This window comes from Erythrobacter insulae, from assembly GCF_007004095.1.
Taxonomy (GTDB): domain Bacteria; phylum Pseudomonadota; class Alphaproteobacteria; order Sphingomonadales; family Sphingomonadaceae; genus Erythrobacter; species Erythrobacter insulae.
The window spans coordinates 1,122,047-1,148,145 of the sequence record NZ_VHJK01000001.1; the positions used below are offsets into that span (position 1 = coordinate 1,122,047).

Annotated in this window: 34 protein-coding genes; 14 read left to right on the plus strand and 20 right to left on the minus strand. The window is 56.8% G+C overall.

Features of this window, described 5'->3' with window-relative positions; genetic code table 11:
• Nucleotides 1-152 precede the first annotated feature (152 nt).
• The 3 genes from FGU71_RS05320 to FGU71_RS05330 form a co-directional block, all read right to left on the minus strand.
• Nucleotides 153-683 (minus strand): hypothetical protein, encoded by a 531-nt coding sequence (locus FGU71_RS05320; protein ID WP_234035655.1) that lies wholly within the window; start codon nt 681-683, stop codon nt 153-155.
• Between the two features lie 72 nt (nt 684-755).
• Nucleotides 756-1,751, minus strand: coding sequence for a sulfur carrier protein ThiS (thiS, locus tag FGU71_RS05325; RefSeq protein ID WP_142787591.1), 996 nt, complete (start codon nt 1,749-1,751; stop codon nt 756-758).
• A 60-nt stretch (nt 1,752-1,811) separates the two neighbouring features.
• Nucleotides 1,812-2,192, minus strand: a complete 381-nt coding sequence (locus FGU71_RS05330; RefSeq protein ID WP_142787592.1) for a MerC domain-containing protein — start codon at nt 2,190-2,192, stop codon at nt 1,812-1,814.
• A gap of 153 nt (nt 2,193-2,345) precedes the next feature.
• Between FGU71_RS05330 and FGU71_RS05335 the strand changes: the two genes are divergently transcribed.
• From FGU71_RS05335 to rpsI, 5 genes are all read left to right on the plus strand, one after another.
• Nucleotides 2,346-3,434, plus strand: coding sequence for a COX15/CtaA family protein (locus tag FGU71_RS05335; RefSeq protein ID WP_142787593.1), 1,089 nt, complete (start codon nt 2,346-2,348; stop codon nt 3,432-3,434).
• A 3-nt stretch (nt 3,435-3,437) separates the two neighbouring features.
• Entirely contained in the window at nt 3,438-3,773 is a 336-nt protein-coding gene (cutA, locus tag FGU71_RS05340) for a divalent-cation tolerance protein CutA (RefSeq protein WP_142787594.1), read from the plus strand.
• A gap of 179 nt (nt 3,774-3,952) precedes the next feature.
• On the plus strand, nt 3,953-4,537 hold the full coding sequence (locus FGU71_RS05345) for a hypothetical protein (protein ID WP_142787595.1): 585 nt from the start codon (nt 3,953-3,955) through the stop codon (nt 4,535-4,537).
• Nucleotides 4,538-4,728: 191 nt separating this feature from the next.
• Nucleotides 4,729-5,208 carry a 50S ribosomal protein L13 gene (rplM, locus tag FGU71_RS05350; protein WP_142787596.1) on the plus strand — a complete coding sequence of 160 codons (480 nt, stop codon included), beginning with the start codon at nt 4,729-4,731 and terminating at the stop codon, nt 5,206-5,208.
• Nucleotides 5,208-5,726, plus strand: coding sequence for a 30S ribosomal protein S9 (gene rpsI / locus FGU71_RS05355; RefSeq protein WP_142787597.1), 519 nt, complete (start codon nt 5,208-5,210; stop codon nt 5,724-5,726). Before rplM ends, rpsI begins: the two co-directional genes overlap by 1 nt.
• An 81-nt stretch (nt 5,727-5,807) precedes the next feature.
• Here the strand turns inward: rpsI and FGU71_RS05360 are convergent, their stop codons facing one another.
• The 3 genes from FGU71_RS05360 to FGU71_RS05370 form a co-directional block, all read right to left on the minus strand.
• On the minus strand, nt 5,808-6,005 hold the full coding sequence (locus FGU71_RS05360; RefSeq protein WP_142787598.1) for a hypothetical protein: 198 nt from the start codon (nt 6,003-6,005) through the stop codon (nt 5,808-5,810).
• Between the two features lie 147 nt (nt 6,006-6,152).
• The gene (locus FGU71_RS05365; protein ID WP_142787599.1) at nt 6,153-6,902 is read right to left on the minus strand and encodes a metallophosphoesterase family protein; all 750 of its coding nucleotides are present in this window, start codon (nt 6,900-6,902) and stop codon (nt 6,153-6,155) included.
• A 53-nt stretch (nt 6,903-6,955) separates the two neighbouring features.
• The gene (locus tag FGU71_RS05370) at nt 6,956-7,228 is read right to left on the minus strand and encodes a hypothetical protein (protein WP_142787600.1); all 273 of its coding nucleotides are present in this window, start codon (nt 7,226-7,228) and stop codon (nt 6,956-6,958) included.
• A gap of 225 nt (nt 7,229-7,453) precedes the next feature.
• Between FGU71_RS05370 and FGU71_RS05375 the strand changes: the two genes are divergently transcribed.
• Nucleotides 7,454-7,762 (plus strand): UrcA family protein, encoded by a 309-nt coding sequence (locus tag FGU71_RS05375; protein ID WP_185960202.1) that lies wholly within the window; start codon nt 7,454-7,456, stop codon nt 7,760-7,762.
• Nucleotides 7,763-7,886: 124 nt separating this feature from the next.
• On the opposite strand, the gene FGU71_RS05380 is transcribed toward FGU71_RS05375, so the two are convergent.
• The 3 genes from FGU71_RS05380 to fumC all read right to left on the minus strand — a co-directional run bounded on the left by FGU71_RS05380 (nt 7,887) and on the right by fumC (nt 11,446).
• A complete protein-coding gene (locus FGU71_RS05380) occupies nt 7,887-8,642 on the minus strand; it encodes a LytR/AlgR family response regulator transcription factor (protein ID WP_142787602.1) in 756 nt (251 codons plus the stop codon).
• The gene (locus FGU71_RS05385; protein WP_142787603.1) at nt 8,635-9,900 is read right to left on the minus strand and encodes a sensor histidine kinase; all 1,266 of its coding nucleotides are present in this window, start codon (nt 9,898-9,900) and stop codon (nt 8,635-8,637) included. Before FGU71_RS05385 ends, FGU71_RS05380 begins: the two co-directional genes overlap by 8 nt.
• A 112-nt stretch (nt 9,901-10,012) precedes the next feature.
• On the minus strand, nt 10,013-11,446 hold the full coding sequence (gene fumC, locus FGU71_RS05390; RefSeq protein WP_142787604.1) for a class II fumarate hydratase: 1,434 nt from the start codon (nt 11,444-11,446) through the stop codon (nt 10,013-10,015).
• Between the two features lie 177 nt (nt 11,447-11,623).
• On the opposite strand from fumC, the gene FGU71_RS05395 reads away from it, so the two are divergent.
• From FGU71_RS05395 to FGU71_RS05415, 5 genes are all read left to right on the plus strand, one after another.
• Nucleotides 11,624-12,226 (plus strand): protein-L-isoaspartate O-methyltransferase family protein, encoded by a 603-nt coding sequence (locus FGU71_RS05395; RefSeq protein ID WP_234035656.1) that lies wholly within the window; start codon nt 11,624-11,626, stop codon nt 12,224-12,226.
• Nucleotides 12,226-13,701 carry a TolC family outer membrane protein gene (locus FGU71_RS05400; RefSeq protein ID WP_142787605.1) on the plus strand — a complete coding sequence of 492 codons (1,476 nt, stop codon included), beginning with the start codon at nt 12,226-12,228 and terminating at the stop codon, nt 13,699-13,701. The genes FGU71_RS05395 and FGU71_RS05400 overlap by 1 nt, the downstream gene beginning before the upstream one ends.
• Nucleotides 13,702-13,752: 51 nt before the next feature.
• The gene (locus FGU71_RS05405; protein WP_234035657.1) at nt 13,753-14,250 is read left to right on the plus strand and encodes a DUF2497 domain-containing protein; all 498 of its coding nucleotides are present in this window, start codon (nt 13,753-13,755) and stop codon (nt 14,248-14,250) included.
• Nucleotides 14,251-14,312: 62 nt separating this feature from the next.
• Nucleotides 14,313-16,499 carry a dipeptidyl-peptidase 5 gene (locus tag FGU71_RS05410; protein ID WP_142787607.1) on the plus strand — a complete coding sequence of 729 codons (2,187 nt, stop codon included), beginning with the start codon at nt 14,313-14,315 and terminating at the stop codon, nt 16,497-16,499.
• Nucleotides 16,492-16,905 (plus strand): (2Fe-2S) ferredoxin domain-containing protein, encoded by a 414-nt coding sequence (locus tag FGU71_RS05415; protein ID WP_142787608.1) that lies wholly within the window; start codon nt 16,492-16,494, stop codon nt 16,903-16,905. Before FGU71_RS05410 ends, FGU71_RS05415 begins: the two co-directional genes overlap by 8 nt.
• Before the next feature lie 50 nt (nt 16,906-16,955).
• Here the strand turns inward: FGU71_RS05415 and FGU71_RS05420 are convergent, their stop codons facing one another.
• Complete coding sequence (locus FGU71_RS05420; RefSeq protein ID WP_142787609.1) at nt 16,956-17,270, minus strand: hypothetical protein; 315 nt, start codon at nt 17,268-17,270, stop codon at nt 16,956-16,958.
• A 150-nt stretch (nt 17,271-17,420) separates the two neighbouring features.
• Here FGU71_RS05420 and FGU71_RS05425 point away from each other — a divergent pair, with 150 nt between their 5' ends.
• The 3 genes from FGU71_RS05425 to xth are packed head-to-tail and all read left to right on the plus strand — an operon-like array spanning nt 17,421 to nt 19,082.
• Nucleotides 17,421-17,852, plus strand: coding sequence for a CBS domain-containing protein (locus FGU71_RS05425; protein WP_142787610.1), 432 nt, complete (start codon nt 17,421-17,423; stop codon nt 17,850-17,852).
• Nucleotides 17,853-17,889: 37 nt separating this feature from the next.
• Complete coding sequence (locus FGU71_RS05430) at nt 17,890-18,219, plus strand: HesB/IscA family protein (protein WP_142787611.1); 330 nt, start codon at nt 17,890-17,892, stop codon at nt 18,217-18,219.
• Between the two features lie 50 nt (nt 18,220-18,269).
• Nucleotides 18,270-19,082, plus strand: coding sequence for an exodeoxyribonuclease III (xth, locus tag FGU71_RS05435; RefSeq protein ID WP_142787612.1), 813 nt, complete (start codon nt 18,270-18,272; stop codon nt 19,080-19,082).
• A gap of 92 nt (nt 19,083-19,174) precedes the next feature.
• On the opposite strand, the gene FGU71_RS05440 is transcribed toward xth, so the two are convergent.
• The 10 genes from FGU71_RS05440 to FGU71_RS05485 all read right to left on the minus strand — a co-directional run bounded on the left by FGU71_RS05440 (nt 19,175) and on the right by FGU71_RS05485 (nt 25,793).
• Complete coding sequence (locus tag FGU71_RS05440; RefSeq protein ID WP_142787613.1) at nt 19,175-19,846, minus strand: cell wall hydrolase; 672 nt, start codon at nt 19,844-19,846, stop codon at nt 19,175-19,177.
• Between the two features lie 200 nt (nt 19,847-20,046).
• Nucleotides 20,047-20,388: a DUF1491 family protein gene (locus FGU71_RS05445; RefSeq protein ID WP_142787614.1), complete on the minus strand. Its 342-nt coding sequence runs from the start codon at nt 20,386-20,388 to the stop codon at nt 20,047-20,049.
• The gene (locus FGU71_RS05450) at nt 20,385-20,858 is read right to left on the minus strand and encodes a PaaI family thioesterase (protein ID WP_234035658.1); all 474 of its coding nucleotides are present in this window, start codon (nt 20,856-20,858) and stop codon (nt 20,385-20,387) included. Before FGU71_RS05450 ends, FGU71_RS05445 begins: the two co-directional genes overlap by 4 nt.
• 4 nt (nt 20,859-20,862) lie before the next feature.
• A complete protein-coding gene (locus FGU71_RS05455) occupies nt 20,863-21,324 on the minus strand; it encodes a PTS sugar transporter subunit IIA (RefSeq protein WP_142789001.1) in 462 nt (153 codons plus the stop codon).
• Between the two features lie 158 nt (nt 21,325-21,482).
• Nucleotides 21,483-22,046 carry a ribosome hibernation-promoting factor, HPF/YfiA family gene (gene hpf / locus FGU71_RS05460; protein WP_142787616.1) on the minus strand — a complete coding sequence of 188 codons (564 nt, stop codon included), beginning with the start codon at nt 22,044-22,046 and terminating at the stop codon, nt 21,483-21,485.
• A gap of 73 nt (nt 22,047-22,119) precedes the next feature.
• Nucleotides 22,120-22,827, minus strand: a complete 708-nt coding sequence (dnaQ, locus tag FGU71_RS05465) for a DNA polymerase III subunit epsilon (protein ID WP_142787617.1) — start codon at nt 22,825-22,827, stop codon at nt 22,120-22,122.
• A gap of 62 nt (nt 22,828-22,889) precedes the next feature.
• Nucleotides 22,890-23,489 (minus strand): dephospho-CoA kinase, encoded by a 600-nt coding sequence (coaE, locus tag FGU71_RS05470; RefSeq protein ID WP_142787618.1) that lies wholly within the window; start codon nt 23,487-23,489, stop codon nt 22,890-22,892.
• On the minus strand, nt 23,486-24,343 hold the full coding sequence (aroE, locus tag FGU71_RS05475) for a shikimate dehydrogenase (protein WP_142787619.1): 858 nt from the start codon (nt 24,341-24,343) through the stop codon (nt 23,486-23,488). Before aroE ends, coaE begins: the two co-directional genes overlap by 4 nt.
• The gene (locus tag FGU71_RS05480) at nt 24,340-24,951 is read right to left on the minus strand and encodes a Maf family protein (protein ID WP_142787620.1); all 612 of its coding nucleotides are present in this window, start codon (nt 24,949-24,951) and stop codon (nt 24,340-24,342) included. The genes aroE and FGU71_RS05480 overlap by 4 nt, the downstream gene beginning before the upstream one ends.
• Nucleotides 24,948-25,793, minus strand: a complete 846-nt coding sequence (locus FGU71_RS05485; RefSeq protein WP_142787621.1) for a pyruvate, water dikinase regulatory protein — start codon at nt 25,791-25,793, stop codon at nt 24,948-24,950. The genes FGU71_RS05480 and FGU71_RS05485 overlap by 4 nt, the downstream gene beginning before the upstream one ends.
• Nucleotides 25,794-26,099: the final 306 nt, after the last annotated feature.

Consider the following 26,099-nt stretch of genomic DNA (forward strand, 5'->3'; position numbering starts at 1 on the left):
CAAATGCGCCTTCGCGTTTGAACAATTTTCCGGTTGATGGCCGTTACACCCTCCCGTTCGGCGCAGAAGCCGGCAGCCTGAAGCTGGGCAGAGAATAAGCCGCGTTTTAGGAAATGCGAGATGTGATGGTTGAGCGGCCTGATCAAGACGCGTCAGGCCGCCTCAACATCATCGATGAATTCAGGATAAAACCGGGGCGCGGTATCTGACCATGCAGGCGCCGTTGCGGCCGCTTCGCTTAGCGACTGAAGCAGGGTTTTGCGGTGCTGCGGACGGATCTGCGGCAGTGCTGCGGCGGCGCAGAATGCCGCTGGCAGATACGGGCGCGCTTCTGGACCGAGCAAACGTTCGTAAAGAAACCGAAAGGCTGAAAAGCTCGAAAGTTTTTCCTGATCGAGATCGAAGACAGCCAGCCGGATCAGTTTACCGATCAAACGCTCGACTTCGCCGATACCGCCCGTTTCCGGGATAAGATCGCGCAGCACTTTCAAATCCTGATACGCAACATATTGGCGGCGGATTGCATTGCTTTCGCTGGTCGTGGTGCCCCAAAGCTTAAACGCGTCGGACCGCGACAGGCCGATATCAAGGCTCCGCTTGATGTAACGCTGCTCGGCAGGGGTAAAACCTGCAAATTCGCGCATTTCACCGATCGAAAGGGTAGCTGTGCTGGCAAGTGTCACGGTCGTCTCCTGTGTTCGGAAGACGTTTTCGGCCAACGTGGTTAATTAACAGTAACCATGTCTGATTTTTTGCTAAATCAATCCGGCGAGCGGTGAACTTGGATCGGCATATTTGCGGCGGCCCATACGCCCTGAAAGATACGCCTCGCGCCCGCCTTCGACAGCCAGCTTCATTGCGCGTGCCATGCGGATCGGATCTTTCGCCTCGGCAATCGCCGTGTTCATCAGGATGCCATCACAGCCAAGCTCCATACCCACTGCCGCATCCGACGCCGTGCCGACGCCTGCATCCACCAGCACAGGAACATTCGCGCCTTCGACGATCAGGCGGATAGTCACCTGGTTTTGTATACCCAGGCCCGACCCGATCGGCGCGCCGAGCGGCATGATGGCCACCGCCCCTGCATCCTCAAGCTGCTTTGCCGCGATGGGATCATCGACGCAGTAGACCATCGGATGGAAGCCTTCTATCGCCAAAACCTCGCAAGCGCGGATGGTTTCGATCATGTTCGGGTACAAGGTGCGGGCCTCGCCTAACACTTCGAGTTTGACGAGGTCCCAGCCACCGGCCTCGCGCGCCAGCCGCAAGGTTCGGATGGCGTCTTCGGCGGTAAAGCAACCTGCTGTGTTGGGAAGATAGGTGATTTTCTTCGGATCGATGAAATCGGTCAACATTGGCGCTTTGGGATCGGTCACATTGACCCGGCGCACCGCCACAGTAACGATTTCAGCGCCGGATGCCGCAACCGCCGCGGCGTTTTGTTCGAAATCCTTGTATTTGCCCGTGCCGACAATCAGGCGGGATTTGAAGGTTTGGCCCGCCACCGTCCAGGTGTCATCCGCCGCCGCGCCGCCGTGATCTCCGCCGCCTACGAAATGGACGATTTCCAGATTATCGCCATCAGCCAGCGGCGCATCCTCAAGCGTTGAGCGCGGCACAATTTCGCCATTGCGTTCAACCGCGACTTTTTCCGGGACCAGGTCCAGTTCGCGCACGAGGTCCGCGATCGTGGCCGCGGGGCTCTGGCGTGGGTCGCCGTTCAATGTGATGGATTTGATATCGCTCATAGCGCCTGAAATAGCCCCCGGCGCGGCAATCGCAACCGTCAGTTTGTTATGGCTGCGCGCTTATGCGCTTTTGACGAAGGGGCGAAGGTTGAGCAGGTGGCCAATCGATACCAGCGCAACGCCGATAATGGTAAGCACGGCCTCACCGGAACCATGGGGCATAGCCAGCGCGCCGCCCATAAATGTCAGGCCCATCATCGCCGTCACAAAAGGCGCCGCGCGGCGATGCTTGAGCGCGCCCCATCCAATCGCAACTGCTGCGATGATAAGAGCAAGCGCAAGACCAACCCGGTGAATTTCGGGCGAAAGCAGAAAATGTCCGCCCAGCCCCAATGCCGACACCACAAGCACCGTTGCCACGCAATGCAGCGCGCAGAGCCCTGCGAGCATTATGCCTGCCCGGTCAAACCGGCGGCGAATCAAGGTGGAATTGTCTGGCATCTTGCAAGACACCAGATATGTAACATTATCACATTTCGCAAGCCCTGCCTTCGCAAAGCAGGCGCTTTATCGCTCAGACTTGCACTGGATGCACCGGACTTTGCGGCAATTAGGCTTGCGCGAAGCCTCTCGGCAGCACATTTACCCGCTGTCATGTCTTCCTCTATTCCATATCCCGCCACGCTCGGCGCGGCCACCGCCAGCAAAGCTCAGCCCCGTGCGATTGCGCGCTGGCTTGAACTTGTGGCTGCCTTTGTGATTGTCATTGTTCTCGTCGGGGGGATCACACGGCTCACCGAAAGCGGGCTGTCGATCACGGAATGGGATGTCGCCACCGGCATTCTGCCGCCGCTGTCCGATGCAGCGTGGCAGAGCGAATTTGCCAAATATCAGGCCACGCCCGAATACCGGCTCGAAGCCAGCATCGGCGGAATGACGCTCGCTGAGTTCAAGTTCATCTATTTCTGGGAGTGGTTCCACCGCTTGCTCGCGCGGATGGTTGGGCTCGTTTATGCGCTCCCGCTGGTGTTTTTCTGGGTCAAGGGCGCTATTCCGACCGGGTATAAGGGCCGTTTTGTCGGTCTGCTAGCACTTGGCGGGCTTCAAGGCCTGTTCGGTTGGTTGATGGTTCAATCGGGACTCGTGGGAGATATGACCGATGTCAGCCATTTCCGTCTTTCACTCCACCTGCTGACCGCGCTTCTCCTGCTGGCCTGTCTCGTGTGGACGGCGCGCGATATGCGCCAACTCGTCAAGCAGCCGGCTGCCAGGCCGGCGCGTATCACTGGCGCATCAATCCTTGTCGCCGTGGTTCTTTTTATCCAGCTGCTGCTCGGCGCATGGGTTGCCGGTCTGAACGCGGGCCATGCAGCCTATGACTGGCCGCTCATGAATGGTCAGCTGATCCCCGATGTTGATTTTTCATACGGTTTTTTCTGGACGCTGAGCCACGATCCCTTCCTGCTCCATTTCCTCCACCGTTGGTGGGCGTGGATCGCTGTTGCAGCGCTTGTCTGGCAGGCGCGCCGGACAGGCGGGGCTGACAGGACCGCCTCGATCGCGCTCAATGCGGTGTTCGGGATTATGATCGTGCTGGGTATTGCAACCGTGCTCAGCGGTGTTTCCCTTTGGATTGCAGCTGCCCACCAATTGGTGGGGGCATTGCTGGTCGCGGCGACAGCATGGGCTATGCATGCAGAGGGCGCCGCGAGGCAGGCGGCGCGCGCCGCGCAAAGCGCTTAACACATGCCGGATCCAAACGGAGCAATGGTTTGGTGTCCGTTTCCCGATCGTGAAAGTGCGCGCGAAGTCGCTGGCATTTTGCTCGATGAAAAACTGATTGCCTGTGCCAATATCATCGGACAGATCGAAGCCATTTTTGAATGGAACGGCGATCGCACAAGTGCAGACGAAGTCGCCGTGCTGTTCAAGACATCGGAATCGCGAAGTGAAGACTTGATCCAGCGTTTGGGAGACTGCCACCCTTATGATACACCTGCAATCTTCGGGTGGTCATGCGGACAAATGCATCCCGCAACGATGGCTTGGTTGCTCCAGCAAACAGGCTCTGAAACAGAATAGCCGTTTCTCGATCCTGAGGCGGCAGGATGGGAATTTGCAGGTTTATGCTCCGCATTACACGGCGTGATTTAGGGATGGGTTTGGGGGCCTTCGGGCTTCTGTCCTTGGTGAATGCTCCAGCCAGAGCGGCGTCGAACGTAACCGTTCCACAGTCACCGATGCACCTCACGCAGATTACAATGCGCGATCTCGCTGATCGCAACCGGGTCACTGTTAGACGCAGCTGGCAGGTCCGGTTCGCGGCCCAGGGACGCGGCTTCGCCATTTCCGGAACGCAAATTTCCGCGAAGGTGGAGGCTCCCGCCCGGCTTAAGCCGATTGCACAAGTCGAAGAACAAAGGTCGACTGCCGGGATGTGGCCTATATTGCTCTCCGGCGCCGGGCGAATTCTTGCAGCGGGTTCCGCGACGCAAGAGACGGACCTCGCAGCAGCGGTTAAGGCCGCAGAAGAATTGATTAGCGAGCGCATAGAGCCTGCCGAGCAAAAGGCGCTGCACGCGCATTATCTTTCTCAGTTTCAGCAGGCCAGCGCGTCGCTGATGGATCAGCTTCCACCGGATCTTTTCTTCCCCGATGGCAAAGGCCAATCGATGGTGCGCGCGCTAGATCTGTCCAATGGTCTGAAGGGTGAATTCGAAGTTACGTATCAGGCAAACAGCGCACAAAACGCGCAATGGCTGTCCGATGCGGAGCGCCAGATCACCACACGCATTGGCGAGGATGTGCGATCATCCAGCGAAAAGTGGCGGCTAACGGCGATTTAACATCCGATTTTCAAGGCTGGTATTATTTTACCTCTCTTGAAAGCCTCGGTTTTGCTTGACTTACAACCGTTGCAAGCACAGATGGCGCGCAATGATCACGCATAGCACACCGGTGTAGCGTGATTCGTCGTTGCCAGAGCAAATCTGGTCGGCACCACTACACAACCTCTTAGGTTTAAGGACATTCAGCCATGAAGGCTCTCAGCAAACAGACCCAGTCGGCCAAGCCGGCAGAGGTCGAAAAGAAATGGCACCTGATCGATGCCGATGGCCTCGTGGTCGGTCGGCTCGCTGCGATCATTGCCAATCATCTGCGCGGCAAGCACAAGCCAAGCTACACCCCGCACGTTGACTGCGGCGATCACATCATCGTGATCAATGCCGACAAGGTGAAATTCACCAGCAACAAAGCGGAAAAGAAAATTTATTACAAGCACACCGGCCACCCCGGCGGCATCAAGGAAACGACCCCTGCGAAAATTCTCGAAGGTCGCTTTCCAGAGCGCGTGCTTAAGAAAGCTGTTGAGCGCATGATCCCGCGCGGCCCGCTTGGCCGTGATCAGATGCGCGCCCTGCACCTCTATAACGGCACCGAGCACCCACATGACGGCCAAAGCCCGCAAGTGCTCGACGTGGCTTCCATGAATCGCAAGAACAAGGTCTCCGCATAATGGCTGACGAAAATAACACCGTCTCCGATCTGTCGGATCTGAAAGACATCGCTGGCGATGCTCCGGCTGCGGATGCCGCCGAAATCGCGCAAAATCCTGCAACGCCTCTGCGTGAGCAAGAGCTTGATGCCCAAGGCCGCGCTTATGCAACCGGTCGCCGGAAAGATGCGACAGCACGTGTCTGGATCAAACCGGGCACCGGTAAAGTCATCATCAACGGCCGCGAGCAGGAAGTGTATTTTGCACGTCCGACTCTGCGCCTGATCATCGATCAACCCTTCACGATCACCGATCGTCAAGGCCAGTATGATGTTGTCGCAACCGTTCGCGGTGGTGGTCTTTCGGGCCAGGCCGGTGCGGTCAAGCACGGCATCAGCCAAGCGCTTACAAAATACGAACCGGCGCTGCGCGCCACAGTGAAGTCGGCTGGCTTCCTCACCCGTGACAGCCGTGTTGTCGAACGTAAGAAATACGGCCGCGCGAAAGCCCGTCGTAGCTTCCAGTTCTCGAAGCGTTAATTCGCCGCAGCACACTGAACCTATTGAAAAGGGCGGCCTCCCTACCGGGATGCCGCCCTTTTTGTATCCGGTGATCTGGGCTTAACGCTGCAACAGCATCAAACCCCAGGCAAGACCGCTGCCCGCCAAAAACAGCGGCCAAGACCAATAGATTTTGTAATCACCCAACGCCATGGCGTGAACATCAAGAGCGCCGCCGCTCGATCCCTGAGAACCCACAACAACAGCGATTGACCCCGTGAGTACGGCGCCCAATCCAAACGCTTTCAACATTTCCATCGGCTCTACTCCAACAGATTGACCCGTTTATTGACGGCAACCGGACTGTGCACGGTGCGCTCGTACCTGAAACGTACTCAATATTGAGTTAAAGCCATGCCGCCAAAAAAGGTTAAGCGGCGGCGCTTTATGTTTACCTGCTCGCGCTTAGACAGCTGGGTTGGCTTCGCGCAGTTCGGTCGCAATTTCGCCTCCGCGCGCGCAACTGATCAGGCGAAATGATGGCGGCGCTCCGTGCCGAAGCCGGGTCGATAATGTGCCGGCACCGATCATCCGCATAGAATGCCCGCCAGCCGTGCGCATTTCATCAAATGGCACATGCACATGACCGGATATGACCGCATGAGCGCCAGTGGCCGCAATCGCCGCAAACGCATCGTCGCCGCCAATCGTCGGATTTTTCGGCGCGTTCGCCGGCCCCAGCAAAGGATGATGCGCGGTCACAATGATGCTGCGCGGATCGCCTTTTAATACAGCCAGCCGCGCCAACGTATCTTCAAGCGCATTGCGGGTCACGAAACCATCGGACCACGGAAAGCGAGGCTGGGCCCGGACTGTCGTCTTTAACGGTACCAGCACCACATCCGCTGATTGCAATTCGCCGCCGACTTTGTCCTTCAGCGTCTGATACCGTTTATAAGGATCGGTGAAACGCTCCCACAAATTGTAATACGGCATGTCGTGATTGCCGGGGTCCAAAAGCACCGGGACATTCAGGCCAGCAAACCATTCGGCGGCGGCGGCATATTGGCGATGCGTCGCGCGCTGCGTCAGATCACCGGTGCATACGACCGCGTCCGGTGCCTCTGCATCAATGGCCCGGCGCGCGATTTCGAGGGCGGTGCGGTCCTCGACGCCAAAATGCACATCACTGATATGGATAAGCCGGGTCGTCATAGCTCGCTGCTAAGCGTGGTTCGGCACCGGATGCAATCTCCAATGCTGCATAATTACGCCTTTCCCGACAGGATGATCCACGCCGCGCCGCCATTAAGCACGCTGTATGCAACATAGCCCCATACGATAGCAGGCCATCCGTTGGCCGCGAGCAGCATGGCAATAACAAGCACGAGGAATTCAGCGATCAGCGTCATGCGCCCGCCCATCATGTGGATGAAGGCAGGCATTTGATCGAGCATCGGGTGCTCACTATCGAGCACCGCCTGATGCAAAACGAAGTTCGCTACGCCGAGAAAGAATATGATAACAATGGCAGTCCACATAGTGACATTATGAGGTAATCGTCCGTCGGGCTGTTACAACCGTTGGTCGGCAGAATTGCTGCATCGGTCAGGACAGCATCGCGCCAATCGAGCCGCATCCCCCCTTTGGTCGACCTGAGGATGATCGCCCGGACCGAACGGCGTATCTCTTGTTTCAACAGGCAGATCGGTTCCCCGCTTCGAACCCCCGCTCGAACGCCGAATGCTTGTTGGAGGAGAAAACCCATGAAAATTCTAGCACTTGCCGGCGCATCATTCGGCCTGGCCATCACCGCTACCCCAGCTTTTGCCGCAGCCGATAATGTTAAAGAGCAAACGATCCAGATCGACGATCTCAATCTGGAAACGGCCGCCGGTCAAAAAACTCTTGATCGCCGGATTGATCGGGTTGCCCGCTCTGTATGCGGTGTCAGCGATGTTCGCACCGGCACACGGATCAGAAATTCATCCGTCTATTCATGCGTAGAGAATGCCCGCGCCAGCGCAAAGCGTCAGGTCGCAGCCATGATCGATGAGAAACGTCTGGGCGGATAAAAATCACCCCATCCCCCTGTGCCGCGCGCTCCCCGTAATGCGTTACCGGTTCAGGATATGGCGGCTCGAACCCTACCAGTCCCGGGGTTCGGGCCGTTCTTTCATTAAACTGTGGTAGAGATTTTTACCGGCCTGCCATCGCCTTTACCTTGGACAGATAAGTACGGCCGATCCGCAAGGCTTCCCCGTTTTGCAATTCGGCTGACCAAACTCCCAAGCCATCATGCCGGAGCCCGCGAATGTTATCGCGGCGCAAAATGGTAGAGCGGTGGATGCGGATAAACTCGTTCGGATCAAGCCGCGCCTCCAGACCGGCAATCGTCTGGAGCAGCAGATAAGATCGCGGCGCATCGGCAGTACCGACATGCAGGCGAACATAATCCCGCTCGGCATCAATCTGGTGCACTTCGCGTACTGCAATGCGCAGCAATTCGGAACGATGCGGCACCCACAATTCGTCGAGCCACTCGCTGCTTGCTTCCTTACGCTCTCCGCGCCGGGCAACCGCGCGCTCGATCGCGCGTTCCAACCGGTCGGCTGAAACGGGTTTCAGGACGTAATCGATCGCTTCAAGGTCGAATGCTTCGACGGCAAAATGATCATGTGCGGTAACGAAGATGACAGCCGGAGGATCATCGCTTTCAGCCAGTTTGCGCGCCACACCCAGACCATCCAGTTCAGGCATTGTCATGTCGAGCAGCACCAGATCTGGCTCCAGCTTTTCTGACAGTCGCAATGCCGCGGCTCCATCGCTCGCTGTGCCCACCACGTTGATGGCGAGCAATTCAGCGCAAATTACCTGTATGCGTTCCACCGCAAGAGGCTCGTCATCGACGATCAGCGTGCGCAATGCAGTTTGTTGTTCCGTATGTTCAGCCATGGCGGGTCAGCGGGATCCGTATCTCTGTGGTGTATCCGCCTGGTGTGGGGGCGGATGAAAACCCAATATCAGGCCCGAAACGTGCTTCCAGCCTGTCCCTGACATTCGCCAGACCGATACCGAACCCGTGGGCCGCGCCTTCAGGGACGCCCGGCCCATCGTCACTCACAGCGATAACCAGCCGGTCAAATTCCTCGCGCGCGGTGACGCTGATCGTGACTTTCCGAGTGAGCGACGACACCGCATATTTGACCGAGTTCTCAACCAGCGGCTGCAGAATCATTCCAGGCACGCGCGCATCTTTCAAATCATCGGGGAGATCGAAATTGCATGTCAGACGATCCGGGAAACGCACCGCTTCAATGTCGAGATAGAGTTTTTGGAGCTCGAACTCTTCTTCTAATGGCACATCATTGGTCACCTGATCGGCGAGGCTGTGGCGATAGAAGCGACTGATCGACTGGATCATACGCTCGGCCCGGTCAGCCTTACCCGTCATCACCAATGCAGACAGCGAATTCAGAGTGTTGAACAGAAAGTGCGGATTAACCTGATACCGCAGCGAGCGGATTTCCGCCGCTTTTGCCGCAGACCGGAACTTTTGCTCACGCCGCTCGGCTTCGCGCGCCTGGGCAATCGCGAGAAATGCGATGTAGAGCGCAGCCCAAGTGAGCAGGATGTAATACCGGCTAAGTGCGGCATCGATGAGCGGGTACCATTTCGGGCCGCTATCCTCGGCATCCTGCAATACGAACGTGACCACAGGCGGATTATCGGGATCGAAATCCTGAGTGTTCTTCAGCTGCCATTCTTGCGGCGCAGCGATTTCAGCCAGTAAATTGCCCGATTCATCGCGGCGCAGCGTAAATCCGCGCTCTTCTGCATAGGCCTGCTCCATCCGCTCGTTTAATGAAGCGAACAGCACCTGATTCACCTGCGCAATGGCAAGCGCGCCAGGCAACGCGGCGACCAGCGCGACCGCGAAAAGCACCCAGCGTTTGCGCTGCTCGAACAGGCGCAAGATGAACCACAAAGCCGTCGTGACGATAACCGCAAAAACACAAACGATAACGCGGCGCCACATCAGATCTGGCTGAATATCCAGACCCAGCATCGAACCACGGGCCGATATCAGCAGGAAATAGACCAGCCAAAGCGCGACAATAGAGAACATCACGGTGCTGAATGGAACACCGACAGAGGCGTTTCGGGCGGAAGCGCGGCCGGCGGGCGCGGAAAGGGATTTGACACTGTTCATAATATACCACCGTGCATACGGGCAGGCGCGTAAAAGCGCCACTAACCTGCATTCGGATAGTCGGACAGTGTCGGGCCTTTGTCGAAAGAACGGGCCCGGATATGCTCTTTGATCAGGCTTTCGGCTTGATCATCTCGGTCGGAACGACCCACTGGGCAAACTGCTCTTCGGTAAGCAGATCGAGTTCAAGCGCCGCCTCTTTCAAGGTTGTGCCGTCTGCATGCGCTTTCTTCGCGATTTTCGCTGCATTATCATAACCGATATGCGGATTAAGCGCCGTGACCAGCATCAGGCTTTCATTCATCAGCTGATCGATGCGAGCTGTATTGGCTTCAATGCCTATCACGCAATTATCGGTAAAGCTGCGCGTCGCATCGCTTAGCAGGCGGATCGATTGAAGCACGGCGTTGATCATCACCGGCTTGAATACATTCAGTTCAAGATGGCCGTGCGAACCCGCGACGCTGACTGTCGTGTTGTTGCCCATCACTTGCGCGCACACCATTGTCAAAGCCTCACATTGGGTCGGGTTGACTTTGCCCGGCATGATCGATGATCCCGGCTCGTTCGCTGGCAGAGCAATTTCACCCAGGCCGCTGCGCGGGCCCGATCCAAGCAGGCGGATATCGTTGGCGATTTTCATACAGCTGACCGCCACGGAATTGAGCGCGCCGGACAATTCGACCAAGGCATCATGCGCGGCCAGCGATTCAAACTTGTTCGGTGCCGTGACAAATCCGTGCCCGGTTGCGTCGGCCACCTGTGCAGCGAATTCTTCTGCAAAACCGATCTTTGAATTGATGCCGGTACCAACTGCGGTGCCGCCTTGCGCCAGCTCCAGCACCCGCGGCAATGCGTTTTCAATGCGGGCGATGCCGTATTCGATCTGTTTGGCGTAGCCGGAAAATTCCTGACCCAGTGTCATCGGCGTCGCATCCTGCAAATGGGTGCGGCCGATTTTGACGATATCAGCGAAGGCTTTGGCCTTGGCGTCAAGCGCCTTGTGCAGATGCTGTAGCGCGGGCTTCAATTGCTCGATTGTTTCACCGGCGGCGGCTATATGCATCGCGGTCGGGAAAGTATCATTCGAGCTTTGGCCCATATTGCAGTGATCGTTCGGGTGAACCGGGTCTTTTCCGCCGAGCGTACCGGTAAGCACTTCATTGGCGCGGCTGGCGATCACTTCATTCGCATTCATGTTCGATTGCGTGCCGGATCCGGTCTGCCACACAGAAAGCGGGAACTGGCTGGAAAGCGTCCCGTCAATCACTTCGTTGGCCGCTTTGATGATGGCATTGCCGATTTTCGGATCGAGTACGCCCAATTCCATATTGGCGCGGGCGGCGGCCTGTTTCTGGATGCCAAGCGCGCGAACCAGCGGCGCCGGCATGGTTTCGGTCCCGATTGCAAAATTGGCGAGGCTGCGCTGCGTTTGCGCGCCCCAATGGGCATCAACGGGAACGGCGACTTCGCCCAACGAGTCGGTTTCGATCCGTACTTTGCCTGTGGCTCCAAAGATTTTGCCGTCGTTTTGAATGTCACTCATCGAAGTGTTCCTTGTCCCGGTCGATTGCGCGACCCCCCTAAGCATTGCGGGCGCTACAGGTCAAAGGGATATAGGCCCGCTGATTAGTGTGCCAAAGCTCTTGGCCAATCAGCCTGTGATAGCTAGGAAGGGTTGACGCACTGTGTTATCAAAACAATACAGTGGAACGGAGTTGATATGACGACCATGACTGCCCAGCCAGAAACCGCCGCCGCGCGCCGCGCGATGATCGATAGTCAGCTGCGCACTAGCGGCGTGAATGAACAATACGCCCTTGCCCGGATGATGGCCGTGCCGCGCGAAAAATTCTTGCCCGAAGACAAAGCCTCGCTGGCTTATATCGATCGTTCGATCTCGCTTGGCGGGGGTGCGCATCTCGGCTCGCCTCTGTTTTACGGCAAATTATTGCTCGAAGCGGACCCTGACGCATCTGACCGCGTATTGATCGTTGAAGGCGGCACCGGTTATCTTGCCGAATTGCTCCGCCCGCTTGTGTCTGACATCGATGTGATCAGCGCCGACGATGCGATCGCAGGCAAGACAGGCGATAAAAACGGGTACTCGCTCGTGTTGGTAGATGGTGCAATTGAGCTATTGCCAGCGGCACTGGCCTCTTCCATTTCAGAAGGTGGCCGGATCGTTTCGGGGCTTGTCCTGAGACAGGTCACCCGCCTCGCATCGGGCCGAAAAGTCGCCGGTCATGTGTCTTTGCAGCCGGTTGAGGATCTTGGAATTCCTGTGATGCACGCCTTTGACAAACCCAAGAGTTGGACATTTTGATGATAGCACTTGCTGGCCCAAAACGCGCTCTGTTCGCAGCCGCCAGCCTAAGCGCGGTTGCCATTGCTTACCCCGCGCAAGCCGATTCTCTGCGAGAAGCCCTGGTCAGCACATACAATACCAATCCCACTTTGCAGGCCGCGCGATCCGATCAGCGCGCAACCGATGAAACCGTGCCGATCGCGCGCGCACCCGGCCTGCCATCGAGCAATCTTACCGCGACCCATATCGAATTTGTCCGCGTTTCCGCCAACAGCTTTACCGCGCCAGAACGCAACCTTGGCGTGAATGGCCAGATATTGGTGCCGGTCTATTCAGGCGGCGCAGTCAAAAACAGTCTTAAAGCAGCAAAAGAGCGCGTAGCAGCCGGTCAGGCGGCATTGCGCAACACGGAAAGTGCTGTCTTCAGTCAAGTCGTCGCTGCCTATATGGACGTGCTGCGGACCGAAGCGCTGGCGGGTCTCGCGGCTAATCAAGTCGATGTTCTGAGTATCAATCTTGAAGCGACCAGTGACCGGTTTGAAATCGGCGATTTGACCCGTACCGACGTTGCCCAGTCGCAATCGCGGCTGGCGGTGGCTCAGGGTGATCTGCGGCTGGCGCAGGCGAACCTGATTGCAGCGCGCGAAACCTATATCCAACTGGTCGGCTCGGCTCCGGGCGAACTCGAAGCGCCGCCGCCGCTGCCCGGACTGCCGGATACGGTTGGCGATGCAATTGTCACCGCTCTCGAAAACAATCCCAACCTGATGGCCGCCAAAGAGCGCGCGGACGCTGCGGGTTTTGACACCAAGGCCGCCGGTGCTGGACGCCTGCCGACGGTTTCTGTTTTCACCAATGTCGATTACAGCGATTTCTACGGGACACTGGGCGGGCCGATTGCTGCGAACTTTTTGCAAAGCGAGACGACGGCAAATGTCGGCCTGCGCTTAAGCGTACCGCTGTTTCAGGGCGGGCTTCCAGCCGCCAGGCAGCGTCAGGCCGGAGCGCGGGAAAGCTCTGCTCTTGAACAGGTAATCGAAGCAGAACGCAGCATTATTCGGGAAACCCGCGCAACCTATTCAAACTGGCGCGCGGCAAACGCCGTTATCGAAAGCTCTCAAGCCGCAGTTGATGCCGCGGAGCTAAGTCTTGAAGGTGTGAGGGCAGAAAATTCGATCGGTAACCGTTCAATCCTCGACGTGCTCAACGCCGAACAGGAATTGCTGCAAGCGCGCGCGCAATTGGTGACCGCGCGCCGCAATGCCTATGTCGCCGGGTTCAATATGCTGGCGTTGATGGGCCGCGCCGAAGCGCGCGATTTGAACCTTGATACAGGCGGCCCGCTTTACGATCCTATGGTTAATTACGAGCGGGTTTATGACCGCCAGTGGGATTGGGACCGCGACCCGAAAGCCGAACCAAAGTCGACCAGAACCGTTGACATTCCCGCCGCCAGCGCGACAATCGGACCGCAATTGGAACCCGGCGAGTAATTTTGCCGTTCTGATTCGGTATGGTTAACAGCGATAGGTCTGGGGCAAAGCGTGGCGCACAACGAATCTTCGGTTGAGGAAATCCTTGAGTCGATCAAAAAAGTGATCGCGCGCGACAATCGCGATAACGCGCTTCAGGCGCGTCAACGCCGCGAAGACGCAGTTGAAAACCTTGCAGATGCCCCAAACGATGTAGTCCCAGCCGATGATCATGGTGACGATACCGAAAGCATTCTCGATCTGGCAGAAATGGAATTGGAAGATGATGAACAGCGTGTATCCGCTGCGTCGTCAGATGATGATGCCGACACGCCTTTGATTACCGAAGAGGTGCGCGGCGCAATGCAGGAAAATCTGGCTGCGCTTGCCATGATTTCAGAGCCCGGCGCGCGTCCGCAGATCGTTCGCTCAGGCGAAACCTCGCTCGAAGGGATGACCCGCGAGTTGCTTCGGCCGATGCTGGCCGACTGGCTCGACAAAAACCTGCCCGGCATGGTTGAAAAGATGGTTCAGGCGGAAATCGCGCGGATCGCCGGCAAGAAAAGATAAGCCTCTGTCAATTTTCGCGGTTTGACTAGCGCACACCTTAGAAGCGCGTTAATCCCGAGCCCATGCGATGGATCCCTTTTATCAGTGCCGCTGCGGCGGCAACTGCGCTTGCCTCGACGCCGGTATCGGCGGACGATCACGCCAAGTCTGAACCGAATGCCTCACTATTAGAGAGTTCGGATACTGCCGCAGCTCCGATGTCGGCCGCCGATTTGGTCACCATGCCCCGGCTTGGCGGAGCGATTGTTGCCGCAGACAGATATGCGGTGTTCTCCGTCACCGAAACCGATGCGGAAACATTTGATCGCACACGCCAGCATTATGTGCTGGACCTGAAGCAAAGCAATGCAAAACCTGTAGCCTTCGACCTTCCCATAAAAGGGGCAGCGCTTGCGTTTGGTCCCGACAATTTTCTCTATTTTCTCAGCACACAGCATCCTGACGAAGAACAGGAACCCCGGTCACGGCTCTGGCGTGCGGCCCTGAAAGCCAATGGCGATGTGAACGGCACGGTGATCGTGGCTGACATTCCGGGCACTGACATTGCCGGTTTCAAACTCGCTCCGGATGGCAGCGGCGTGGCCTTGTGGGCCGAAATCCCGCGCGATTGCCCGCGCTTTGGCTGCGTGGAAGACCCAGCAGCGCATCTGCCAGGTCCGGGGACGGGCCGTCTCTACCAGGGCGATGGCGGGTTTGTGCGCCATTGGGATCGTTGGTCGGCGCCTGGCATCTATAACCGTGTTTTCCTGTTCGGAATGGAAGGCGGCAAGGTTGTCGGCGATGGCATGCCGGTGGACGGCGATCCCGCATCCACGGGCATTACCGGCAACACGCCAACCATGCCGTTTGGCGGCGGTGAGGATATCGCTTGGGCACCAGATGGCTCGGGCGTCTATTTCGTTGCCCGTCAAGCTGATGCAAATGAACCTGTTTCGACCGATCACGATATCTATTTTGCTGATCTCTCGGGAACCGGACCCCAAGTTTTAACGGGCGCAAACAGAGCGGTTGATATCGCGCCCACACCCTCGCCCGATGGCAAGCATCTGGCCTATCTGGCGATGGCGCGCCCCGGATACGAAGCGGATCGCCTGGTGGTGCAGCTGCGCGATCTGAAAACGGGTAAGACCCGCGCTCTAACGCAGGATGTCGATCTGTCCTTTGGCAGTCTCGCATGGTCCGCCGACGGCACATATCTGCTCGCGACAGCATCCGATGTACTCGACACACCTGTGTTCAGGATCGATCCAAACACAGGCCAGGTTGAAAAACTGGACCTGATGGCCGGAAACGAAGCGCATATCGGAAACCTTGTGCCGCTATCGGATGACCGGCTGTTATTCACCCGCGATTCTATCGGGGTGCCGAGTGAATTGTTCCTATCCGACCGGTTGGGTCAGGCACGCCCGTTAACCGATATTGTGACCAGCCGCATGGGTGAAATGGCATCGACCGTCACCACCCGGTTCAGCTTTGCCGGGGCCGATGGCGACACGGTATGGGGCCAGATCACGCGGCTCGAGAAACAGAAAGGTCCGATCCCGGCGATCCTGTATATCCATGGCGGCCCGCAAGGCAGCTTCGCCGATAGCTGGTCGTCCCGCTGGAACCCGCGCGTCCTCGCCAGTCAGGGCTATGCGGTCATCTCGGTCGATTTCCATGGCAGCACCGGATACGGCCAGGATTTCACCGATGCGATCAACCGTGACTGGGGCGGTAAACCTCTTGAAGACCTGCAAAAAGGGCTCGCCGCCGCGCTTGAGCTTGATAGCCAGATCGATGGCAACCGCGCCTGCGCGATGGGCGCCAGCTATGGCGGATATATGGTCAATTGGATCGCGGGCAAATGGCCCGACCGGTTCAACTGTCTGGTCCAGCATGACGGCTTGTTCGACATGCGCAGCTTCTATTATTCGACCGAGGAATTGTGGTTCCCGCGGTGGGATTTTGGAGGATCATATTCCGAAGCCCGCGACCAATATGAACGTTGGAACCCGGTGAACCATGTCGATCAGTGGCAAAGCCCGATGCTGGTCATCACCGGAGAGCGCGATTTCCGCGTTCCATATACACAAGGCCTGCAAAGTTTCACCGCGCTGCAAGAACTCGGTATCCCTTCGCAATTGCTCGTGTTCCCCGATGAAAACCACTGGGTGCTTGGCGCGGAAAATTCACTGCAGTGGCATCAGACCGTGTTTGGCTGGCTGGATCGCTGGTTGAACGATGACAAAGCAGCAGCCGATGACTGATCCCAAAGGTCTCGCAGCGCAGGTCGCCTTGACGAAAAAATACGGCAGCGCGGAAAAAGGCGATCTGGTTGAGCGCCATATTTTTCTGTGCGCTGTCTCTGAAAAACAGAAATGCTGTTCCCGCGCCGAAGGGGCCATTGCGTGGCAATTCCTGAAAGACCGATTGAAAGAGCGCGGGCTGGTGGGGCCCAAGCGGACAGACATGCACCCGAAAGGCGCAGGCGGCGGGGTTCAGCGATCAAAAGCAGATTGTTTGCAGATTTGCGGTGCCGGTCCGATCGCTGTCGTTTGGCCGGATGGGGTGTGGTACCATTCCTGCCATCCCGATGCGTTGGAACGGATCATCGATGAGCATTTGATCGGCGGCGTCCCGGTCGAGGAATTCAGGCTAACGCCGCCCGAGTAATCAATCAGTCTAATCTGCGCCGCCCGCCGGGTTATGCAGGCCGGACGCCCCTAATCCCGATCCTTATCGCCAAATAATTCGTCTGCACTCGGCAGGCGATTGTCGACTGATTCGTCGTGTCCGGTACCGTTTGACAGGAAAACCAATCCCATCAGGCCGCCCGTCAAAAGCATCGTAAAGCTGATGCCCAGCGCAACCGCGATATAGAAATGCACCGAAATCGCCCCGTTATAGGCATACAGCACCGCAACCGCGATCAACACGACGCCAATCGTGATCATCATGAGCATCCGCATGATCTGGCGATAGCGCGCCCAAGCGTGTGCCGCTGTGGCTGGATCATCGAGAGGGGATTTTTTGGCCATGACCCTCACATGACTGCGCAGATGCAGCATTGCAATGGTTTTGCATGCAACTGCGCTTGCAAGAAGGCGCGGTTTGCACGCATTTACCCCCGGACTCGCTTTTCTGCAGCGAAAGTGGCATTTTGTGATCAGGCAGAGGAGAGCTTATCCATGACAATCGCAAAAATTATCGCAGGTCGCTCGGCTTCTGACATCGTCTCATGCGATGTTACGACTCTGGTGTCGGAGGCTGTTACTATCCTTGCCGGACAACGGATCGGCGCGCTGCCTGTAATGCGCGGCGGCTCCGTCGCTGGCATTATTTCCGAACGTGACGTGATTTATCGCCTCGCAGAACAAGGGGCGGATTGCCTGAATATGCCGGTCGAAGCGATCATGACATCGCCGGCAATTACGATCGAACCATCAACCCGGATCGATGATGCGATGGCGTTGATGACAAAACGCCGCTTTCGCCATTTCCCGGTGGTAGAGGATGGTGCCTTGGTCGCGTTTATTTCGATTGGCGATCTGGTGAAGGACAAAATCGACGCTGTCGAACAGGAAGCCGAAGCGATCCGTAATTATATCCAGACCGCTTAAGCTTGTGGAATGGGGCTTGCCGCCCTAAATCCATTGCATGGCCGAAACACTCACTCTCACACCCGCCGCCGCGAAGCGCATTGCGTGGATCGCGGACAAACAGACCAAGCCTGCAATCCTGCGGCTTTCCGTTGAGGGTGGTGGTTGTTCCGGTTTTCAGTACAAGTTCGACCTGGCAGAGGGCGCTGACAGAGACGATTTGGTCAGCGAAACCGATGGAGTGAAGCTGGTGGTGGATCCGATCAGCCTTGATCTCGTAGGCGGCAGTGTCGTCGATTTTGTTGAATCGCTTGGCGGGGCAGCCTTCAAGGTGGAAAACCCCAAAGCAGCGGCCGGTTGCGGTTGCGGCTCAAGCTTCGGCATTTAGGTTTTACCCCGCATGCCAATTCAGGCAGAAGCCCAAGAATGAGCACTGCCATGAAAATCGCCACCTACAACATCAACGGTATAAAAGCCCGATTGCCGCGGCTGAAAGAATGGTTGGCCGAGACACGGCCTGCGGTCGCATGTCTTCAGGAAATCAAAACACAGGACGAGGGCTTCCCGGCGTCCGAGTTTGAAGAGCTTGGTTATCATGCAATCTGGCACGGGCAGAAGAGCTTCAATGGCGTCGCCATTCTGACTGATGGAACAGCGGGATACGAGCCCCCTAAAGAGATCCGGCGCGGCCTTGGCATTGACGGGCCCAAAGAGGGCGAAGGCGAGCAATCACGCTATCTCGAGGCGAATGTTACCGACAAAAATGGCAAAACCGTGCGCATCGTGTGCATTTATCTGCCTAATGGAAACCCCCATCCAGGGCCCAAATTCGATTATAAACTGGCCTGGATGGAAAGACTGCGCGCGCGGATGCAAGAAATCTGGGCCGAGGAAGTGCCTGCTGCGGTGCTGGGCGATTACAATGTCATCCCGCAGGATGATGATACCTATTCGGTAAAGGCCATGGCGGCTGACGCATTGATGCAGCCGGAAAGCCGCGCTGCCTATTCAACATTGCTGGCTGATGGGTGGACCGATGCGGTTCGCACCCTGAACCCGCGCGGCGGCGTATGGACATATTGGGATTATCAGGCGGGCGCGTGGCAACGCGATCACGGATTTCGGATCGATCATATCCTTTTATCACCCGAGCTAGCCGACCGGTTGCAGGCAGTTGGTGTTGATCGCGATCATCGGGGACGCGAAAAGGCCAGCGATCACGCGCCGACATGGGCTATGTTGCGCGGTTAAATCCGCGTCCGGTACAAACAAAAACCCCCGCCGATCAAGGCGAGGGTTTTAAATTGTTATTTTGGTCACAAACCTGACGGTCTGCCGCATGTTCACCGATAAAAGATATGGGTGTCGATCTGTGCAGTACGGGTCTTGCGATAGCTCCACTTGGGGCGAACGTAATTTGCGTGGAAATACACAGCTTCGCCTGCTTCGGATTCCCACATATCTTCATGGGCGATACGGGCGATGGATTTTGCACGGTCCCAAGCGGCCGAAGTGGTTTTAATCCGGGGCATCCGGCCGTTCTTTACAAACGAAAATTGCGAACGCTGGTAAACGACGCCGCAATAGCTTGCCGGGAAACGGCGATCTTCTGCGCGATTGATAATCACCTGAGCCACAGCAAGCTGGCCTGCGAGCGGTTCACCGCGTGATTCGAAATAAACGGCACCGGCAAGGCAGCGCATCTGTTCTGACATGTCATCGGGCTGATCGACGATGCTGACCAGTTCGCGCAGCGATTCGGCGTCCAATGCCGGTTCTGCGGTTTCAGGTTCAGCTGTCTTTTCCGGAACAGGTTGAACGACCTCTTCGGATACAAACACTGGTGTTTGAGGGACGATCTCAACCAGCTCTTCGGCTGATGGACCGGCTTGCGCCGTCACGGGGATGTCCCCGGCGTCTTGCGCATACGCTCCTGCGCCATCGGCGCTGGAGAAGCTCAAACTGGCTGTCGCTATGATTGCGACAGCGCTTAAAGAGTAAGTCTTGCGACCCATTAAATTCACTTTTTGTGCGGTGAGCGAGCTCCGACGCAGGTGGGAACCTGTTGCGATTTTTACGCGGGTTGTATGATGGTTCTGCCTTGCCTGCCGGCTGCCCCCCGTCTGCGTGCTGGTCCCACAACCGAATTGTTGTTTTGCCAGCCTCCGCATCTGGAAGCTGTCGGCGAAATAGACCGGCAGAATTGAAGGTCAAGTTAATCCGGCATAAGTGCGATGAACCGTTCCGGGTTATCGATATCCACCTCTAAAACCCAGATATCGGGGTCCTGACTTCGCCTCCGCTCAATATACTCAAAAATTTCTTGTGGGTTTTCAGAGTCTTGTTTTTTCGTCGGTACGAAAGCTCGTGTTCCATCGAGTTGTGGCATTCTTTCGAATAGCCGCACGTCATTTCCGCGATACATAGTTAGCAGAACAATGGTCCCTGCGTCGCGCTCTCCCTTGGCCAGGACCATCGCGGACCCGCCATTTGATTCGATCACACGAATCAGACCGGATATCTCGACATGCGCCGGAAGGCGGACAGGCTCGCTCATCCCACCGCAGAATAGCCGGGAAGGCCCGACAATGCGATTCGCGAGCGCATGAATGTGCCGGTGCCGCGGCCGATTTCATCGCCTTCGCTATCGACCAGACGCGCCTCTGCAACAAACACCCGGCGTTTTCCGCTGACCCACCGGCCCTCGGCAATCACCTTGCCCGCGCGCACGGGTTTGGTGAAATGGAGGTTGAAACTGGTGGTGAGCAAGAACCGGTCAGTCGCCATTGTGTTGGCGGCGTAGAACGCGGCATCATCCAGCATTTTGAAGTAGATCGTCCCATGCGCAGCGCCAGCGGCATGAAACACCGCCTCATCGACCGTAAAAGTCAGCCGCGAACGGCCCTCTGCTGGAATTTCCAGCTTGGACGCGAATACATCATTGATGGGGGCCGAATCATAAAGCCGTTCCAGCGCGCGATAATGAAGGTCCGCGCCAGATGGCCCGGATTTCATATCATCTGGCATATGATCAGGCGGCATCGCGCAGGAATTGATCGGTAAGCAAAGCAAACATCGCCTCGGCGTCTGGCGCATCATTCAAGGCCTGAACCATCGCATCGTCACGCATAAAACGAGAGATCGCCGCCAGCGCATGAAGATGGGTAGCACCGGCATTTTCGGGAGAAACGAGGCCGAAAAACAACGAAACCGGCACCGCATCAGCGGCTCCGAAATCCACTGGCTGTTCCAGTTTCAGCAGGACCATCGTCGGTTTGCGCACATCGGCACTTCGGCAATGCGGGATCGCCGTACCCCGGCCAAATCCAGTACTGCCAAGAGCCTCGCGCTGTTCGAGACCATCAAGAATTTCAGTGCTGTCGAGGCCATAAACTTTCGCAAAATGCGCCGCAATATGCCGGAGCACACCTTGTTTGGTCTCAAGACGATCAATTACGACCGCTTCAGGCAGCATGGTGATATTCACGTCCATTACGAATTCAGAATCCCAGATCAGTGTGCTTATCGACGGCGACAGACCAGGCATATGGTGGAGGCACCCCGATCGGGATGCGTATATCTCCTATGCCAGTGCCCGACGCAGACCAGCTATATGTTCAAGCCGTTATTCAGAACGACCAAAATGTGGCTCTAGCGTGGCTCTAGCCAACCAATCGAGCCGTCAGCGCGGCGATAAACCATATTATGCCTGTCAGTTCCAGCATTTTTGAAGAACAGCGCATTGGTATCCCGCAGATCAAGCATCATGACCGCATCGGCCACGGTAGCGGTTGGAATATCCACTCTGGTTTCGGCGATAATTGGCGGCGAAGCTGCGACAATCTCGGCTTCGGGTTCATCGGCAGCAAAGATGGTGTAAGCGGCGTCTTCTTCCGCGCGGGCATGGCTGGCGCGCTCGTGGTGGTCTGTCAGGCGGCGCTTGTAACGGCGCAGCTGTTTTTCAATTTTGGCAGCCGCGTTATCCAACGCCATGTGCGCATCATGGGCGCTGCCTTGCGCTTTTAGGATGGTCCCGTGATTGACATGGGTCACAATATCACAGCGGAATGCTCCGGCAGGCGCTTTGCCGAATGTCACGTGGGTGGAAAGAGCGCCGTCGAAATATTTATCGACAATCCCGCTCATTCGATCGGATGCATGTTCCTGCAATGCAGCGCCTGTTTCGACCTGGTGGCCCGATATCCGGATATCCATCGTAGCGCAGTCTCCTTTTGTGTTGTCGTTCGTCTATTCGATACCGCGATCCAAACAGGTTCGCGCCAGTTAATCAGCGCGCCCATAAGGCGTTTTTGATGCCGGCGACAAATTCCTGATGGCGGGAAAGTTCAGCCGCTGATGCGGTGTGCGGGCGCGGCTGCCTGCGGGGTTTGTCCGGTCTGTTTGGAAGCGCTGGCGTTGCAAAGGTAGATGTGCCTGATGCGCCCGTGCCTCCGGCGGCATCAGCTGCGAGTTCCAGTCCAATCTGCCGCCCGCCGTTCAGTTCAATATAGACCTGCGCCAGCAATTCCGCGTCAAGCAATGCGCCGTGTTTCACGCGGTGGCTGCGATCAACACCGTAGCGGGTGCATAGCGCATCCAGCGATAGCTTGGCACCAGGGTGGCGCTTGCGTGCGATGGCGACTGTATCGATCATCCGGTCGAGTGAAACCGGTTCGCGGCCGATTCTCTCAAGTTCGTTATTCAGAAATCCGAAATCGAATCCCGCATTATGCGCGACCAGAGGGGCATCGCCCAGAAATTCGAGCAATTCATCGGCGGTTTCTGAGAATTTCGGCTTCGTTTCCAGAAAAGAAATCGAAAGCCCGTGCACCGCTTCGGCAGCGGAGGGCATATCGCGTTCTGGGTTGTAATAGGCGTGGTATGTGTTGCCAGTTTCAATCCGGCCAACCATTTCAACGCATCCGATTTCCACCATTCGGTCCCCGGTTTTGGGGTCAAGGCCGGTTGTCTCGGTGTCAAAGATAATTTCACGCATCACGAGTGTTATTCACCCAAGTTCAGCCAAGTGCAATAGGCCCGATGGCTCCGAAACGGATGCTATCCGCAGCGCGCGGCAATTTTCGGGATCAGCGCGGCAACCTGCGCCTGTGTCTCTTCAAGCGAAGTGCCGGTATCTATGACGTAATCGGCCCGTTCACGCTTTTCAGAATCGGGCACTTGCAGCGACAGGATGTGTTCGAATTTTTCTTCGGTCATGCCGGCGCGCGCAAGCACCCGTTCGCGTTGAACGTCAGCGGGGGCAGAAACCACGACTATTGCATCCACCCCTTCGTGACCGCCGCGTTCGAACAATAGCGGGATATCAAAGAGGATCATGGCGGCATCGGCATGATCGGACAGGAATTTCATCCGGTTCTTGCCCACTGCGGGGTGAACAATCGCCTCCAGCCGGCCAAGTGCCTCTTTGTCTCCGAAAACCAGTTTGCCCAACGCTTCGCGTTTCACGCCTTCGGGACCGGTGGAACCGGGAAATGCTTCTTCTATGGCCGCGTTCAATGACCCGCCTGGGCCCTGCATGGCGCGGACTTCGGCATCGGCATCAAAAACGGGAACACCGGCGGCTTCGAACATGGCCGCGACGGTCGATTTGCCCATCCCGATAGAGCCGGTGAGGCCGATGATCGTCGGTTTGGTCACTTTATCAGCAACTCTTGCAATTCAGCATCGTGATCCCGCGGTGGCGGGGCTCCGAAAAATTTCTCAAACGCGATTGCTGCCTGACCAATGAGCATGGAAAGGCCATTTATCGTGGGATGTCCTGCCGCACGAGCGGCTTTCAAAAAGGGTGTTTCGACAGGATTGGTGACGATATCATAGGCTATGCTGCGCGGGGGAGCATGGCTCCAGTCAAAAACCAGTTCTGGATTGCCAGCCATGCCGAGCGGCGATGCATTGATCACCAGATCGCAGCACCCCTCGCGGTCGTCAAAGGCAAAATCGGTGGGCTGCCTGAAATGATCGATCCCGATGGCGTGATGCTCCCCATCGCCAGCCAATTCATCAAGCAAAGCGCGCGCTTTGGCAGGGTTTCGGCCAGCAACCACCAGAGTGAAGCCGTTATCAGACAGCGCAGCGATAATCGCGCGCGCCGCGCCGCCGGTTCCGATAATACGCGCCATACGAAACAGATGCTGAGACTTTAAAACAGGCTGAAGCGGTTCAAGAAACCCCGGCGCATCTGTGTTAAACCCGATAAGCGTGCCGTTTTCCTGCCGCACGACGGTGTTTACCGCACCAAGCAATTCGGCAACCGGATCAAGCGCGTCGAGATGGGGCAGGATCGTTTGTTTGTGCGGCATGGTGACATTGCACCCGATCCAGCTGCCATTTTCACGATGTTTTGAAAGATAGGCACCCAACTCGCCGGGTTTGACGTGACGCGCCTTGTAACGCCCGGCGATACCCAGCTTTTCCAGCCAGAAGCCATGGATAAGGGGCGATTTCGATTGGGCAATCGGATCGCCTATTACGTGCGCAAACGGAGTGCTCATGACTTCAGGACACCGTGTTCGCGCAGCGCGCCCAAAACCGGGAGCAGCGGCATTCCAAGAACGGTAAACTGATCCCCGGTGATCGCTTCAAACAATTGCACACCCATTGCTTCGATCCGGAAAACGCCGACTGTGAAACTGACGGCAGGCCATTCCTTATCAAGATAATGCCCGATAAAATCATCGGAAAGATCGCGGACTTTCAGCCGGGCAAGATCGGTATGGGACCATTCGCACGTGTCATTCCTGACAAGGGCGGCTGCGCTATGCAGCTCTATAGTCTTGCCGGAAAAGAACCGAAGATGCTGCGCTGCATTTTCGCGCGATGTCGGTTTATCAAACCGCTCGCCCTCAACCACGACCAGAGAATCGCTGCCCAGCACCATTGCATGTGGATTATCGGGAGCCAGTGCGGCCGCTTTTGCCACGCTTAGCGCCTCGGCTATTTCAGCCGGGCTGGACCCGGCGAGGGCATCTTCAATTGCGCGTTCATCGACATCAGCGGGAATTGGATCGTACGATACCCCTGCAGCGTCCAGCATCGCGCGGCGCGAGGCGGATTTCGATGCGAGGATAAGGCGGATCGGGCTAAAGCTGTTATCGGTCATATAGGCTTTGAAACACCATCCACCTGGGCGTCTTTACGTTGGCGTTCCTGAGCCAGCCGGATAATCGCCGCTGCACTTTCTTCAATGGAACGCCGCGTCACATCGATCACCGGCCAGCCATTATCGGCAAACATGCGCCGCGCATATTGAAGCTCGCTCTTTACCTTGTCATCATCAACATAGGGGGTTTCGGTCCCTTCATTGAGCGACAGTAAGCGGTTGCGCCGAATTTGAACCAGCCGGTCCGGTGCAGTGGTCAATCCCACGACAAGCGGATGGCGCAGCTGAAACAGGGATTTGGGCGGAGGACTTTCGATAACAATCGGGATATTCGCGGTCTTGTATCCGCGATTGGCCAAATAGATGCTGGTCGGAGTTTTTGAACTGCGTGATACCCCGGCCAGAACGATGTCGGCCTGTTCCCAGTTTTCATGGCCGATACCGTCATCATGAGCGATGGTGAATTGAATCGCATCAACACGCTTGAAGTAATCATCATCCATCGAATGCTGGCGCCCGGGCCGGCCATGCGCTTCTTGACCCAGTTGCGATTCCAAAGCGGCTGTTACCTGATCAAGCACCGGCACGGCGGGCAAGCCAAGCGTGCGGCAATGTTCTTCCAACCGGGACCGGGTTTCGGGGTTAACCAGAGTAAACAGCACCAGTCCGGGATTGTCCGCCAGATCGGGGACAATCCGATCCAGATGTTGACGTGATCGAACCATGGGCCAAAAATGGCGGTTGACGCTGGGATCATCGAATTGCGCAAGCGCCGCCTTTGCGATCATTTCCAGGGTTTCGCCGGTAGAATCCGAAACAAGGTGCAAGTTCAATCGGTTCATAATGTGGTTGCCGCAGTTTTCACGCTTGTGGATAGTCAGGGGCATAAACCACGGTAAAGATCGGTCGACAAGCATGGGAGGAAATTTCATCCTCGCTATCCGGTTTTTGTCAGGGGTGGTTGTCTACACTATCCCAGCCATTTCAACAGGCTGAGGATAGCGTGGATAGAATTGGCTTGACCACGCAAATGTGTAGAGTCGCATTGACACATAGGGGTGTTCACAGCGGGAGAAATCGGGCAGTGAATGGTAATTCCCGGTTTCCACAGGGCCAACTAACACCATCATCCTTTAAAAAATTATATT

Excerpts from the sequence above, each read along its gene's own strand:
- FGU71_RS05455 (WP_142789001.1), bottom strand. The coding sequence starts at position 21,324 with ATGGACGTGAATATCACCATGCTGCCTGAAGCGGTCGTAATTGATCGT.
- FGU71_RS05430 (WP_142787611.1), top strand. The coding sequence starts at position 17,890 with ATGGCCGAAACACTCACTCTCACACCCGCCGCCGCGAAGCGCATTGCG.
- thiS (WP_142787591.1), bottom strand. The coding sequence starts at position 1,751 with ATGAGCGATATCAAATCCATCACATTGAACGGCGACCCACGCCAGAGC.
- FGU71_RS05345 (WP_142787595.1), top strand. The coding sequence starts at position 3,953 with ATGCGCGATCTCGCTGATCGCAACCGGGTCACTGTTAGACGCAGCTGG.
- FGU71_RS05425 (WP_142787610.1), top strand. The coding sequence starts at position 17,421 with ATGACAATCGCAAAAATTATCGCAGGTCGCTCGGCTTCTGACATCGTC.
- rplM (WP_142787596.1), top strand. The coding sequence starts at position 4,729 with ATGAAGGCTCTCAGCAAACAGACCCAGTCGGCCAAGCCGGCAGAGGTC.
- FGU71_RS05445 (WP_142787614.1), bottom strand. The coding sequence starts at position 20,388 with ATGAGCGAGCCTGTCCGCCTTCCGGCGCATGTCGAGATATCCGGTCTG.
- cutA (WP_142787594.1), top strand. The coding sequence starts at position 3,438 with ATGCCGGATCCAAACGGAGCAATGGTTTGGTGTCCGTTTCCCGATCGT.
- hpf (WP_142787616.1), bottom strand. The coding sequence starts at position 22,046 with ATGGATATCCGGATATCGGGCCACCAGGTCGAAACAGGCGCTGCATTG.
- FGU71_RS05395 (WP_234035656.1), top strand. The coding sequence starts at position 11,624 with ATGACGACCATGACTGCCCAGCCAGAAACCGCCGCCGCGCGCCGCGCG.
- FGU71_RS05385 (WP_142787603.1), bottom strand. The coding sequence starts at position 9,900 with ATGAACAGTGTCAAATCCCTTTCCGCGCCCGCCGGCCGCGCTTCCGCC.
- aroE (WP_142787619.1), bottom strand. The coding sequence starts at position 24,343 with ATGAGCACTCCGTTTGCGCACGTAATAGGCGATCCGATTGCCCAATCG.
- FGU71_RS05335 (WP_142787593.1), top strand. The coding sequence starts at position 2,346 with ATGTCTTCCTCTATTCCATATCCCGCCACGCTCGGCGCGGCCACCGCC.
- FGU71_RS05450 (WP_234035658.1), bottom strand. The coding sequence starts at position 20,858 with ATGCCAGATGATATGAAATCCGGGCCATCTGGCGCGGACCTTCATTAT.
- FGU71_RS05370 (WP_142787600.1), bottom strand. The coding sequence starts at position 7,228 with ATGTGGACTGCCATTGTTATCATATTCTTTCTCGGCGTAGCGAACTTC.
- FGU71_RS05360 (WP_142787598.1), bottom strand. The coding sequence starts at position 6,005 with ATGGAAATGTTGAAAGCGTTTGGATTGGGCGCCGTACTCACGGGGTCA.
- rpsI (WP_142787597.1), top strand. The coding sequence starts at position 5,208 with ATGGCTGACGAAAATAACACCGTCTCCGATCTGTCGGATCTGAAAGAC.
- FGU71_RS05365 (WP_142787599.1), bottom strand. The coding sequence starts at position 6,902 with ATGACGACCCGGCTTATCCATATCAGTGATGTGCATTTTGGCGTCGAG.
- FGU71_RS05415 (WP_142787608.1), top strand. The coding sequence starts at position 16,492 with ATGACTGATCCCAAAGGTCTCGCAGCGCAGGTCGCCTTGACGAAAAAA.
- FGU71_RS05480 (WP_142787620.1), bottom strand. The coding sequence starts at position 24,951 with ATGACCGATAACAGCTTTAGCCCGATCCGCCTTATCCTCGCATCGAAA.
- FGU71_RS05330 (WP_142787592.1), bottom strand. The coding sequence starts at position 2,192 with ATGCCAGACAATTCCACCTTGATTCGCCGCCGGTTTGACCGGGCAGGC.
- xth (WP_142787612.1), top strand. The coding sequence starts at position 18,270 with ATGAAAATCGCCACCTACAACATCAACGGTATAAAAGCCCGATTGCCG.
- FGU71_RS05400 (WP_142787605.1), top strand. The coding sequence starts at position 12,226 with ATGATAGCACTTGCTGGCCCAAAACGCGCTCTGTTCGCAGCCGCCAGC.
- FGU71_RS05485 (WP_142787621.1), bottom strand. The coding sequence starts at position 25,793 with ATGAACCGATTGAACTTGCACCTTGTTTCGGATTCTACCGGCGAAACC.
- FGU71_RS05440 (WP_142787613.1), bottom strand. The coding sequence starts at position 19,846 with ATGGGTCGCAAGACTTACTCTTTAAGCGCTGTCGCAATCATAGCGACA.
- fumC (WP_142787604.1), bottom strand. The coding sequence starts at position 11,446 with ATGAGTGACATTCAAAACGACGGCAAAATCTTTGGAGCCACAGGCAAA.
- FGU71_RS05380 (WP_142787602.1), bottom strand. The coding sequence starts at position 8,642 with ATGGCTGAACATACGGAACAACAAACTGCATTGCGCACGCTGATCGTC.
- dnaQ (WP_142787617.1), bottom strand. The coding sequence starts at position 22,827 with ATGCGTGAAATTATCTTTGACACCGAGACAACCGGCCTTGACCCCAAA.
- FGU71_RS05375 (WP_185960202.1), top strand. The coding sequence starts at position 7,454 with ATGAAAATTCTAGCACTTGCCGGCGCATCATTCGGCCTGGCCATCACC.
- FGU71_RS05410 (WP_142787607.1), top strand. The coding sequence starts at position 14,313 with ATGCGATGGATCCCTTTTATCAGTGCCGCTGCGGCGGCAACTGCGCTT.
- FGU71_RS05420 (WP_142787609.1), bottom strand. The coding sequence starts at position 17,270 with ATGGCCAAAAAATCCCCTCTCGATGATCCAGCCACAGCGGCACACGCT.